General features: G+C 75.7%; 14 protein-coding genes. All 14 read right to left on the bottom strand.

Features of this window, described 5'->3' with window-relative positions:
- Positions 1-3: 3 nt before the first annotated feature.
- Entirely contained in the window at positions 4-939 is a 936-nt protein-coding gene (locus ACIP60_RS13365) for a DUF4259 domain-containing protein (protein WP_400683109.1), read from the bottom strand.
- Positions 940-1026: 87 nt separating this feature from the next.
- Positions 1027-1794, bottom strand: a complete 768-nt coding sequence (locus ACIP60_RS13360) for a hypothetical protein (RefSeq protein WP_400683106.1) — start codon at positions 1792-1794, stop codon at positions 1027-1029.
- The gene (locus tag ACIP60_RS13355) at positions 1791-2492 is read right to left on the bottom strand and encodes an HAD family hydrolase (RefSeq protein WP_400683104.1); all 702 of its coding nucleotides are present in this window, start codon (positions 2490-2492) and stop codon (positions 1791-1793) included. The genes ACIP60_RS13360 and ACIP60_RS13355 overlap by 4 nt, the downstream gene beginning before the upstream one ends.
- Positions 2489-3703, bottom strand: a complete 1215-nt coding sequence (locus ACIP60_RS13350; RefSeq protein ID WP_400683101.1) for an MFS transporter — start codon at positions 3701-3703, stop codon at positions 2489-2491. The genes ACIP60_RS13355 and ACIP60_RS13350 overlap by 4 nt, the downstream gene beginning before the upstream one ends.
- A 35-nt stretch (positions 3704-3738) precedes the next feature.
- Positions 3739-4200: a hypothetical protein gene (locus ACIP60_RS13345; RefSeq protein WP_400683098.1), complete on the bottom strand. Its 462-nt coding sequence runs from the start codon at positions 4198-4200 to the stop codon at positions 3739-3741.
- Positions 4197-5036: a hypothetical protein gene (locus ACIP60_RS13340; protein ID WP_400683095.1), complete on the bottom strand. Its 840-nt coding sequence runs from the start codon at positions 5034-5036 to the stop codon at positions 4197-4199. Before ACIP60_RS13340 ends, ACIP60_RS13345 begins: the two co-directional genes overlap by 4 nt.
- A gap of 16 nt (positions 5037-5052) precedes the next feature.
- Entirely contained in the window at positions 5053-5940 is an 888-nt protein-coding gene (locus ACIP60_RS13335; protein WP_400683092.1) for a winged helix-turn-helix transcriptional regulator, read from the bottom strand.
- Positions 5941-6043: 103 nt separating this feature from the next.
- On the bottom strand, positions 6044-6679 hold the full coding sequence (locus tag ACIP60_RS13330; RefSeq protein ID WP_400683090.1) for a DUF4913 domain-containing protein: 636 nt from the start codon (positions 6677-6679) through the stop codon (positions 6044-6046).
- 109 nt (positions 6680-6788) lie between these two features.
- Positions 6789-8039 carry a DNA cytosine methyltransferase gene (locus tag ACIP60_RS13325; protein WP_400683087.1) on the bottom strand — a complete coding sequence of 417 codons (1251 nt, stop codon included), beginning with the start codon at positions 8037-8039 and terminating at the stop codon, positions 6789-6791.
- Positions 8036-8596, bottom strand: coding sequence for a hypothetical protein (locus tag ACIP60_RS13320; protein WP_400683084.1), 561 nt, complete (start codon positions 8594-8596; stop codon positions 8036-8038). The genes ACIP60_RS13325 and ACIP60_RS13320 overlap by 4 nt, the downstream gene beginning before the upstream one ends.
- Positions 8597-8769: 173 nt before the next feature.
- Positions 8770-9267, bottom strand: coding sequence for a hypothetical protein (locus ACIP60_RS13315; protein WP_400683081.1), 498 nt, complete (start codon positions 9265-9267; stop codon positions 8770-8772).
- A 125-nt stretch (positions 9268-9392) separates the two neighbouring features.
- The gene (locus ACIP60_RS13310; protein ID WP_400683078.1) at positions 9393-9944 is read right to left on the bottom strand and encodes a hypothetical protein; all 552 of its coding nucleotides are present in this window, start codon (positions 9942-9944) and stop codon (positions 9393-9395) included.
- 16 nt (positions 9945-9960) lie between these two features.
- Positions 9961-10680: a hypothetical protein gene (locus ACIP60_RS13305; protein ID WP_400683076.1), complete on the bottom strand. Its 720-nt coding sequence runs from the start codon at positions 10678-10680 to the stop codon at positions 9961-9963.
- Complete coding sequence (locus ACIP60_RS13300) at positions 10677-11195, bottom strand: hypothetical protein (RefSeq protein WP_400683074.1); 519 nt, start codon at positions 11193-11195, stop codon at positions 10677-10679. The genes ACIP60_RS13305 and ACIP60_RS13300 overlap by 4 nt, the downstream gene beginning before the upstream one ends.
- Between the last annotated feature and the right edge of the window lie 34 nt (positions 11196-11229).

Raw genomic sequence — 11229 nt, 5'->3', positions numbered from 1 at the left:
CGTTCAGCGGTGCCGGGCGGTGGCGGGCGGGGGTAGATGGAGCGCGGTCTGCGCCGTGGGGCTGTCCTCGGCACGTACGGCGGTGTGGGAGGAGGTTCGTGCGGCTGCCGCCCGGGCCGGGGCGGGCGCCGGGGCGGACAGCTCCCGGTACAGGCCGATCAGGTCCTGCAGGTGCTGGTGGCGCTCGGCCCGGATGGCCATGGCCGAGCCGAGCGAGGCAGGGACGGCGAAGGCGGGCACGTCGCGCGGGTGGAAGTCCCGGTGGATGTCGGCGGCGGCGTCCTGGAGCCGCTGTTGGAGGCCGCCGAGTCCCTTCACCGCGTGCTCCACGGCCGTCTGGACGTTCTTGTTCGCCGCGTCCAGCCGGAGCGCGGCCTGGCTGATCTGCCGGACCAGCGAGCCCAGCGGCCCGCTGCTGCCCGCGCCGGGCAGGGCGCGGATCCGGTCGACGCCCAGCGCCTGGTGGACGGCCAGGGTGCCGATCTCGGTGGGCAGCGGCGGCGGGGGCGTGTAGAGGACCGTGTACGGGGTGTGCGGGTCGAGGACCCTCCTGAGGTCCTCGATCCCCTCCAGCCACTGCTCGCCGTGGGCGCGGTCGCCGACTCCGCACCAGAGCTCCATGGTCTCCTGGACGTTGGCCAGCACCTTGTCGAGGGCGGTGGCGGCCAGCGGGCCCAGGTGCGCCGGAAGTTGCGGGATCTTCTTCCGGGGCCAGTACGGGGCGTTGCCGGACGGGCCCCCGGGGCACTGCGCGGCCACCAGGGCCGCGGCCGCGATGGCCTCGTCCCGCAGGTAGTAGTCGGGGTCGGGTACGGCGAGGAAGCGGTTCAGGCGCTCCTCGATGACGGCGAAGCGGCGGTCGGGCCGGGCGTTGCCGACGTCGTGGCCGAACTCTCCGGCGTGGTCGCTGTCGAACGGGCCGATGCCCCAGGTTCCCAAGTGTGTTGCCTCCTTGGCGTGGTGGCCCGGCTCAACGGGTGCCGTTGAGCCTGCGGGCGGGAGTCGGACCGCTGGCCGGGTCGGCGTTCACCGCGGACCGCGGGAAGTAGCGGCCGTCGGCGCGGTGCTGCGCGGGGATACGGCGACGGCAGCGGTGTGCGCGGCGGCCGGTGGGGCGTTCAGGAGGGCCAGCACCCGCAGCCCGGTGGCGGTGGGCCGGACCTTCTGCCCTGCGAGCAGGCTGGTGCTGGTGTCGCGTTCGATCAGCTTGCGCTGGAACAAGGCGTTGAGGGCCTTGCGGTCGACCCTCGCCCCGGTGGCCATGACCCGCATCGGCTGCCGGGTTCCGCTGTCGTACGCGGTGACCCGGCCGGCGGCCACCGCCTCCAGCGCCTCCCGCTGGGGGGCGGTGAGCTTCTTCTCCTCCTCCCGTGCGGGTTCGACGGGCCGCCGCTCGGGCGGCGGCGCCGGCGGGGAGGCGACGAGGACCTGGTGGAGGCCAAGGGCTCGCTCCAGCGCCTGGAAGAGTTCGCTGCGGCGCACGACGAGGTGGTCGAGCTTCTGGGCGCTGTTGCCGAGGACGCCGTGGGACAGCGGCAGGTCGACGTCGTCGCCGTCGACCACCCGGTCCATGTCGCGGCTGATGCTGGCGGCCGTGTTCACCAAGGTGGCCTGGACGGTGTCCAGGCGCCGGGCGATGTGGTCGACGTCGGCGGCGGAGCGGCCCAGCGGGGTGCTCTCGTCCTCTCTCCAGCCGGGGATCGCCCGCAGGTCGGGCACGTCGAGGGTGCGCAGGACCATCTGGGTGCCGACCCGGGTCGGCGGGAGACCGATCTTGGGGTCGGGCTCGGTCACCGGCCCGCCTCCTGCCGCGCGTTCAGCAGGTCGAGACCGGTCTCGACGGCTTCGCGCAGGGTGCCGGCGAGGGGGACGCCGGCGGCGGCCAGGCGCTGGGCGCTGTGCAGGCCGCCGGTGTGCAGCACGGCGACGGCGCCGGCCTGCTCGGCGGCGACGGCGTCGTCGAGGCTGTCGCCGATCACCAGGGCACGGTGCCCCTCGACGCCGAGGGCGGCCAGGTGGGCGGCCAAGGCCGGGCCCTTGGAGGGCGCCGGTTCTCCGACGCGGCCGTCGACGCGCTCCAGCAGCCCGCCGATCCCGGTCTTCGCGACCTCGGTCAGCAGCCGCTCGTGCGGGGCCAGGGAGAGCAGGCTCTGCCGGTGGCCGGCCGCGCGCAGGCCCAGCATGAGCTGGCGGACCCCGGAGCGCAGACGCACCGGCCGCCGGTGGAGCACGTCGAGGAACTCCGCGTTGCTGCGGATCCATTCCTCGTCGGTGATCGTCCGGCCGACGAGCGCGTCGTAGAAGCCTCGGATCGGGACGGCGTGCAGTGCCCGGTAGGTGGCGACGTCGATCAGGGGACCGCCGATGCGGGGCAGCGTCGCGTTGAGCGCCGCGACGTGGTCGTCGAGGTCGTCGCGCACTGTCCCGTTCCAGTCCCACACGAGATGGATCCGGGATGTCGAGCCGGTGTTGTCGGTGGTGCGGTGGGTCAAGCGGGCTTCTCCGAGGTGGTGGGGGTGAGGAGGTCGTGGCGGGCGGCGAGGATCGCGGCGGCGAGCACGGCGGCCAGGACCGGGACGCAGGCGGTGGCGGTAGTCCCGAGGGGTGCGAGGCGGCCGGCGGCGGCGGAGCCGGCGGCCTGGCCGAGGCCGATCACGGCGATCAGCCAGGCGGCGGCCTCGGTCGCGGTGCCCAACGGGGCGAGACGGTCGGCGAGGAGGAACGCGGTGGCCACCAGCGGGGCGAGGTAGAGACCGGGGCACAGGCTGACGGCGAGGACGAGGGGCGGGGAGGTGACGAGCAGCAGCGGCAGGCCGCACAGGGCGAATCCGGCGGCGGCGTAGAGGAGTTGGCGGCTGGGCGGGTGCGGCCAGGGCGAGCGGGCGAAGAGGAGGCCGCCGGCCAGGCTTCCGACGGACACGGCCGCGGGCAGGAGTCCGGCGAGCCAGGTGGCGCCGGTCGCGTCGGCGAGGGTGAGCGCGAGGACGTTGAAGCCGCCGAGGTTGACGCCGAGGAAGAACATCGCGGCGAGCAGGAGCAGCAGTCCGCGCGAGCGCAGCGCTCCCGTCCAGTGCACCTCGCGGTGGGCCGCCGGTGGCGTCCGGCGGGAGGGTTGCTGCGCGGCGACGGCCAGCGTGCCCGCCGCCGTGGCGACCGCGCACACCGCCAGGGCGATGTCGGGTGAGGCGAGTTGGGCGAGGGCGGTCGCGGTCAGGGGCCCGATGACGAAGAGCAGCTCCTGGCTGACGCTGTCGAGGGTGAACGCGGCGCGCTGCTCCTCGGGCCGGGGCAGCAGGCGGGGCCACATGGCACGCATCGCGGCCTCCAGCGGCGGGGTCGCGGCTCCGGCGAGCGCGGCCAGCACCGCGGCGGCGGCCGGGTGCGCGGTGCAGCCCGAGGCGGCGAGCAGGGCGAACGCGGTGGTGGAGAGCGCGGCGGTGGCGGCGGCGACGGGCACCAGGCGGGTGCGGTCGACGAGCCGGCCGAGCAGCGGCTGGCCGATCGCGCCCGCCAGGGCGTAGAGCGAGGCGAGGGCGGCGCCCAGCAGGACGGGGCCGTGCTCGGCCCGGACGGTGAGCAGCAGGGCGATCGGCGCCATGGCGGCGGGCAGGCGGCCGGTGAGGGTGCCGGCGAGCAGGGGGGTGACGTGCGGGGCGGCGAGGACGGTGCGCAGACCGGGCGGGCGCGGGGAGGGGATGGTCACGGGCTCCGGGGGGCGGCTGGGACGAGTGGGGGCGTTCACGGCGAAGCGGGCCGCGCAGGGCGCAGTTGGGCGGCGGCGGCACCGAGGTGGGCCGAGGCGCTGGCGAGCAGGGTGGCGGCCTGCCCACGGCTGGTGCGCAGGAGGTCGGCGGCTTCGGCGGCGGCGGGTTCGGCGGCGAGGTGGTGCAGGGTGTCGACCATCGCCTTGTTCGCGGCCAGCAGGCCGGACAGGGCGGAGGTGATGCTGGACAGGGGGCGCAGGTGCGCCAGGGCGGGGGCGTCGGTGAGGTCGACGAGGGCGGCGGCCGTCGCGGTGGCGGTGGCCAGGTGGACGAGCGTCTCCAGCAGGTGTCGGCTGAGCAGGCGGGTGCCGTCGGGGGCGGCCGGCGGCAGGCCGAGGGCGCGGGCGAGGGCCTGGACCTGCTCGCTCTCCTCCACCAGGTCGGCCGCCAGGTCGCTGGCGGCGCTGCCGGGCAGGGAACGGGTCGGGGACGTCAACGGGCCCTCCGGGCGGAGTCGGAGCTGAGCGGTGCGGGCGAGCTGAGGATCGGCGCCCCGGGGACCGCCGCGCGGGCGGCGGGCGAGGGAGTCGGGGTGGTGGCGGCGGCCGCGGCGGCGCGGGGGTGGGCGGGGGTGATGTCGAGGTCTTGGAGCAGGTCGACGGGCACCTCGCGCAGCCAGCGGCGGGCCGGGACGGGGCTGGCCAGAGCGGTCAGGACGGCCTCGGCGAGCTGGGCGGGAACGGCAACTCCGCGCAGCTCGGCGTACCAGGGGCTGCTGTGGGGGCTTCCGGCGATGATCCGCAGGGACGGCTGGCCGTCGTCCCGTCCCCAGCGCAGTTCGGCCAGAGAGTCGGGGGCGATGGCCTCGACCGTGCCCGCGCGGCGGTGCGCGCCGCTCCAGCCGGCCTCGGCCAGGGCGGCCAGCGCGCCCTCCGGGTCGGCGCCGGCCGATCCGTTCTCGGCGTGCTCGACGAGCGCGGCAACCACGTGCGCGAGGACCTCGTCGGGCACCCAGGCGCTGAACTGGGCGTACCAGCCGGGGCCGCTGGCCACCAGGGCGTCCTGCGAGCGCTCGGCGCTGTACGGGGTGAGGAGGGCGACGGTCTGGCTCCGCGGGTGGCGGAATTCGCGGCCGAAGGACGTGCCGGTCGACCGCCACCGTGCGGTGCGCAGGGTGCGCGCGGCCGCGGCGGTGGAGCGCAGGGTGGGCGGGGCGAGGTAGGCGGGGCGGACGTCGACGAGGGCGTCGGCGACCCGGGCGGGCAGGCTGCTGTCGGGGAACCCGGCGCGGTGCAGCATCGGGTTCGACCCCCTGCTGGGGATGGCTTCCATGGTCTGCTTCCTCCCGTCAGCGCCGGTGCGCGGCAGCGGGGTTGCCCACCAGCGGGGCCGCCTGCGGGGCGGGGCTGTCGCTGAAGGCGAGCGCGATGGTCGAGCGGACGGTGGCGGCGCCCGCGCGGGCGGCGGCCAGGGCTGCGGGCGAAGTAGTGGTGGCGGCGGGAGCGCTGGCGGGCGAGGTGACGGCGAGGCGGGCGGCCTGCTGCGGCTCGGGCACCGCAGCCGCCACGGTTTCCGGGGCGGGGACGTGGCGCTCGGCCCACCGGGCGAGGACCTCCAGCGGCTCCAGCAGCTCCCGGCCGGCCTCGGTCAGGTCGTACAGGTAGGCGCGACGCTCGCCCGTACGCACGACCAGGCCCGCGTCCTTCATCTGGGTCAGGCGCTGGTAGAGGACAGCGGGGTGCGGGCCGCCGTCGGGCAGGACCAGGTCCTGGATCTCCGACGGGTACACCGGCTCGCCCTCGGACGCGATCGCCCACAGCGTGGCGACCGTGTAGCGGCGGTCGAGGGAGGCCAGCGCCTGCGCGGTGTAGGCGCCCGGGCCGCTGCCGGTCGCCGGGCGGCTCTGGTGGACGGAGGCCCAGCGGGCGACGGGCACCTGGATCTGCAGGGCCTCGCGCCCGGCCTCGGTCAGGGCGACCGAGCCGTCCCGGCCGGAGCCGGAGCGCGCCACGAGGCCGCCCTCCTCCATCGTCACCAGCCTGACACCCAGGCTGGAGCCCATCCACGGCATCGCGCTGGAGAACGACCCGTTCAGCAGCCGGCCGCCGTTGCGGTCCAGGGTCCGCAGGATCGAGATCGCGTTCGACGCGCCCAGGACGGCGATGGCCTGCTGCACGCGGGGGGCCAGGGAGAGGTCGGGCACGACGGAGGAGGACACGGGGGTGGGCGTAGACATGGTGGTGGAATCCTTCGCGGAGCTGGAGCAGGGGGAGGCCGCGGGGCGGCGGGAGGTGCGCGCGGCGGCGGGCGGGCGGCGGGGAGGTCACCGCCGGGAAGGGTCAGACGCTGGCACGGGGCTGCCCGGCGACGGGCAGCGAGGAGAGGTCGGTGTGCGGCGGGGTCGGCAGCAGCCGGTGGTGCGGATGGTCCGGGTTGGTCGTGCACGCGCCGAACGGGCCGTCCGGGGAGCGGAGTTTGAGCAGCAGCGGCTCCAGGTGGTCGCGCTGCCACACCGACGGGCCGGTCGCCCCCGAGCGGGAGTCGGTCAGCTCCTGCCACGCCAGCCAGCAGTGGTGGATCCGGGCGAGGGCCTCGTCGTGCTCGGGCCAGCGGGTGCACCACGGCCGGCCGGAGGCGATCTCCGCCCCGTAGGCGGACAGCAGGATGTGGTCCACCCACGGGGTCATCGTGCGCACCTCCTCGGCGAGGGAGGCGTCATCGAAGGCCAGGATGGTCAACGACACGGACTCGCCGTCGCCCTCGTCGCCGTCGGCACCCTCGAAGCCGGCACCGAGGTCCAACTCCAGGAAGTCGTCGTCGCTGTCGTCGTCGTAGTCCTGGGCGAGGCGGTCGGCGACGATCGCCAGCGAGTCCCGCTCCGCCTGCAGCGCGGCCAGGGTCGCGCGCCACTCGGCGAGCGTCTCCGCGGTGACCTGGCCGCGCTCCGGCGGGCCGTCGGGGGGTGAGGTGGACAAGAGGTGCTCCGGATGGTCGGGGAGTCGGGGTGATGACCACGACCCTGCCCGGCAGCGATGTCCTTGCGCGGGAGATATCCGATGCCTTATGGAGGCCAGAATCTCCCTGTCAAGGAATTCGGTGATTCCCGCACAGAGGAATCCCTGGAGTCAGCAACTCCATTGCCAGTGAAGCCTGTTGGGGGACCACACCATTGCCGAGAGCGGTCAGCTGGGCCGACCGGGAAAGCCCTGTGATCTGCGTCACCCAGCCCTTTTCGAGGCCCATGACCCATTCCACGAATGCCGGGGCGAGGCGTCCTCGGGAATCCACCGGGTCCGGTGCGGGGCGGGTCACTCGCTCCCAGCGGGCGATGGCGGCGGTGTACTCCCCCCACCGGCCGACTCCCCCGGCGGCGGGGTCCACATCGGCAGGACCACCTGCGACAGCGGCGGCCGGTAGCCCTCGCCGGCGCGTCGCCCCGGCGTCCCGGTGTCGCTGGCCCTCGGCGTCGGCAGCATCCTCGCCGCGGCGCTCGACATCGTCAGGTCGCCCCGACTGCCGCGCTGGTTCGGGCCGCCCTTGCTCCCGTCGCTCGCGCGCGGGGTCGGCAGCAGGTGCTCCACCAGGTCCGAGAGGTTCGGGCCGTGCCCGCCCGCCCTGCGCAGGTCCGGATGCTGGCTGCCCCCGATCGCGCCGAGGTTCGAGGTGGGGGTGAGCAGCAGCGTGAGCGCATGCCCCAGGTTCTCCCGGCCCGCGTCCGGGCCCTTGAAGTCCCGGGCCCTCGGCGTCGGCAGGCCAGGCGGTGAGGAAGACGCGCTCGCGGCGGTGGGGAGCTCCGACGGCGCTTGCCGGTAGCACCTGCCAGCGCGCATCGTACCCGCGGAGGGCCAGGTCTCCGAGAACGGCACCGAGTGCCCGCAGAGGAGGTTCATCTCCGCTTTCTCCCAGACACCACGGGCAGGATTCCACGTCGCCATCGGCTGACGGGGCATGGGCGGAAGTGGACAGGAGGCCGCGGACGTTTTCAAGAACCACCAAGCAGGGACGAAGAGTTGAGATGGCGCGGGCGATGGTGTGCCACAGCCCGGAGCGGGTGCCCTCGGCCAGGCCGCGCCGGTTGCCGGCCACGCTGACATCGGTGCAGGGGAAGCCGGCTGCAAGCACGCACACCGGCTCGACCCGGGTGAAGTCGACCTCCGTGATGTCGCCCAGGTTCGGGACGCCCGGCCAGTGGGCCTCCAGGATCGCGGCGGCGGCGGGGGCGGGGTCGGCGTGCCAGGCGACGCTGCCGCCCAGGACGGACTGGACGCCCAGGTCCAGGCCGCCGTAGCCGGAGCACAGGGAGCCGATCCGCAGGTCCCGCGGGCCGGCGCTCATCGGGCCCGCCCCGACGTGGCGGTCGGCACCGTCGGGGCGGATACCTGCGGCGCCGCGGCCGCCGACCGGATCCGCGCGGGCTTGGCCCTGGCGCGAGCCGCGCTGGCGGCCTTCGCCCCGGCCGGACGGGAGTTGAGGGTGCGCAGCACGTCCGGCTCGGGGCCCCACAGGTGGCGCGCGACGCGGAAGGTCGCGCTCGCGGCCTCCTCGATGACGGTGTGGGCGTCGACCAACGCGGTGCGGAAGAGGGCCAGCTCCTCGGCGGTGGCGCCCTGCCGGCGGCCTTCGACCTGGACGGCGGCGACCAGGGCGGGCGCGGCGAACAGGTGCGCGCGGGCGGTCAGCACCGCGGCCCAGGCGTAGGCGACGCTGGCCCGCTGGTGGGCGACGGCGTCCACGGAGTCGCGGTCGGCGCCCTGCTGCGGCGGGTCGCTCTCGCCGAGGAGGTGGTCGTGGAGCCGGACGAAGCCGTACAGGTGGTCACTGACGGTGCTGGACGGGGGGATGGCGGGGAACTGGGCGAGCTGCGCGATCCGTTTGCCGTGGTCGCGCAGCATCTGGGCGGTGGTGGCCAGGATGTCGGCCTGGAGGCGGAGGGGAAGGTACAGGTGGGGCTCCGGGGAAGCGGGGGCGCGGGTCGCGGGTGGTCAGCGACAGCGGGTGGCAGGAGGTGGCCTCGCGCTCCGGCGGGTGGGCAGCCGGGCGGGGCGCAGGACGCCGCTGGCGGCGCTCAGCGGCGCGGAGACGGCTTGGACGCGCGGGGGGCGGGCGCCGCGGGATCGGCCGCGGGGGCCGGCGCGTCCTCGGGTGCCGGGCGGACGGCGGCGCGCAGCCGGGCAGCGGCGCGCCGCACGGCCCCGAACTGGTTGCGGGGGCCGTCCGGCCGGCCGGCGAGGTGGTCGGTGTGCAGGTGCAGGCGCCGGGCGGCCTCGTCCAGGGCGTCGCTCGCCGAGCGGTACGCGCTCTCCGCGTAGTCCAGGCTCAGGGGGCCGAGTGGTCCCCGGCTCGCCGCGTCGACGGCGAAGGCGAAGACCTCGCTCAGGGAGTACGCGGCGTAGGCGAGGCGGTTGACGGTGCGGGCGGCGTTCGCGGCCTCGCGGCGGGCCGTCTCCGCCACGTCCGGGGCGGCGAACGGGCCCGGCAGAGGCCAGGCGGCGACGGCGACGGCCTGCGTGTGCAGAGCCTGCAGGGTGGCGAGCTGCTGAACGGCCAGGTCGGTGGACGGCATGCGGAAGGGCTGTCCGGGGCGGGAGGGCCAGGCGGCGACGGCGGCGTCCACGCGGTCGGCGAGGGCGAGCAGTTGCTGCTGGCGGTCGGTGAGAGGGGGCAGGGGGTGCTCCGGGTGGTGGGGCCTCAGCGGCCCCGGTGCAGCGGGATGACGGTGGCTCCGGGGACGGCCGGGGAGTCGGGGGCGGAGGTGGGGGACGGGGTGCTGACGATCGCGGACCGGGCCAGGGCGGCGCCGCGGGTGGCGCGGTGACGGGCCAGCTCGGTAGCGGCGGCCAGCTGCGGGGCGGGCGCGATCCGGTCGGCCGCCTCGCTCAGGAGGCGGGCGGCCTCGGCCACCGCTTCGTCCGCGCGGGCGAGGGCCTCGCGGATCTGCGGCGGCCGGTCGGTCTGCGGGTCGAGCAGGGCGGTGGCGGTGCCCGCGACGTCGGCCAGGGCGCGGGCGGTGTGCTCGGCCGCGCCGCTCAGCGCGGCCAGGAAGCCGCGGTCGGCGCCGGGGTCCGAGACCTTGAAGAGGTACTCGTCGGTCAGATCGGCGACCGCCGACGTCAGGTGGGTCATCGGCCAGGCGGCCTCGGCCGCGCGGCCGGAGTCCAGGGCCGGGAGCAGGGTGGCGCGCGCGGACTCCAGCCGGTGGGCGGTGCTGCGCAGCAGGGCCTGCGGGTCGCTGTCGGGCAAAATGGTTCTCCTCCGGTCAGCGGCGCGCGGCCTTCGCGGCCGCGTTGCTGGTGGGGGTGTCGGGTGTGCCGGCGGGCGGCGGCGAGGAGACGATCCGGGCGGCGCCGCGGCGGCGGACGGCCTTGGCGGCGGTCTCCGCGGCCTGGGCCATGTGTCCGTTCGGCACCATGATCAGCGGGCTTGCCCGGTGCCGGGCGCGTTCGGCCAGGTAGCGGGCGGCCTTGCCGTTCGGGTCGGCCAGTGCCTCCTGCTCCCGGGCCAGTTCGTGCTTGCGGTGCCGGGCCAGGCCGGAGCGGGTGCTGCGGATTTCGGTGATCGTGTGGGAGAGCATGTCGTCGATCAGCGTGAACTCGTCCGCCACCCGCTGCTCCAGGCCCGGCGAGTAGAAGTGGCTGCGGATCGTGGAGCGGGGGCGGACCTGGTTGGCGAGGTCACAGGCTCGGTCCAGCAGTCCGGCCATCCGCTCCAGGACCCCGCTCGCCCGGGTGGCGGCGAAGGAGGGGCCCCAGCCCTGGCCCGAGTTGAGGATTCCGGGACCGGGCAGGTGCGACATCTGGGCCCGCAGCCCGGCGGCTATGGCGATGTAAGCGGCCAGGTCGGCGATGTTCTGGGCGAGCAGGTCCGGGACCTTGGCCGGCGGGCGGCGGGCGGTGTGCCGCACGTCGCGCCGGATGTCGGCGAGGCGGTCGGCGAGGTCGGCCAGGCGCTGGACGTCCTCGACGGCGATGTCGCTCACCGGCGCCGCCCTTCGGCTTGCAGTGCCGGGCCCTGCGCAACGGCCGCGGGCACCGACCGGGGGCGCCGGGTAGTGGCGGCGGCCTGCGGTGGACCGAGGGGCGGGAGGTCTTCTCGGATGGAGGCGATCTCCCGCGTACCGGCGATCAGCGAGTTATAGGCGATGGCCGCCGAGTCGAGGACCTGGTAGCCGAGTTTGCTCTCGCGCTCCTCGGCCTTCGGGTCGCTGTGGCCGGCGTCCACGGCGACTTCGAGGGCGGTGGCGCTCTCCAGCGCTTCGGCCAGGTGCCGGTTGGCGAGCGTGGCGTACAGGCGTCCGGCCCGAAACCCCCGAACAGCGGCCTGCCGGGCCGGGCCGGTGTCGGCGGTGCCGAGTTCGTCGAGGCGGATCGCGCAGTGTCGCATCACGGTCATGGCGTTCTGCGCGGCCTCGGCCAGGGCCGCGGAGGTGGGGACGGTTGGGTGGGCGGGTACGGAGGGGTGTTTGTTGAGCTTGCCGGCCAAGTGGTAGAACACGCGGCTCAGTTGGGTCAGTTCGGTGGCCAGGTCG

Origin of the sequence: Kitasatospora sp. NPDC088783, assembly GCF_044750705.1 — a bacterium.
GTDB lineage: Bacteria > Actinomycetota > Actinomycetes > Streptomycetales > Streptomycetaceae > Kitasatospora > Kitasatospora fiedleri.
Note: the sequence above shows the minus strand (reverse complement) of the source record. Positions and strands in the feature narration are given on the sequence as shown.

Excerpts from the sequence above, each read along its gene's own strand:
- ACIP60_RS13335 (WP_400683092.1), bottom strand. The coding sequence starts at position 5,940 with ATGTCTACGCCCACCCCCGTGTCCTCCTCCGTCGTGCCCGACCTCTCC.
- ACIP60_RS13315 (WP_400683081.1), bottom strand. The coding sequence starts at position 9,267 with ATGCCGTCCACCGACCTGGCCGTTCAGCAGCTCGCCACCCTGCAGGCT.
- ACIP60_RS13325 (WP_400683087.1), bottom strand. The coding sequence starts at position 8,039 with ATGAGCGCCGGCCCGCGGGACCTGCGGATCGGCTCCCTGTGCTCCGGC.
- ACIP60_RS13320 (WP_400683084.1), bottom strand. The coding sequence starts at position 8,596 with ATGCTGCGCGACCACGGCAAACGGATCGCGCAGCTCGCCCAGTTCCCC.
- ACIP60_RS13340 (WP_400683095.1), bottom strand. The coding sequence starts at position 5,036 with ATGGAAGCCATCCCCAGCAGGGGGTCGAACCCGATGCTGCACCGCGCC.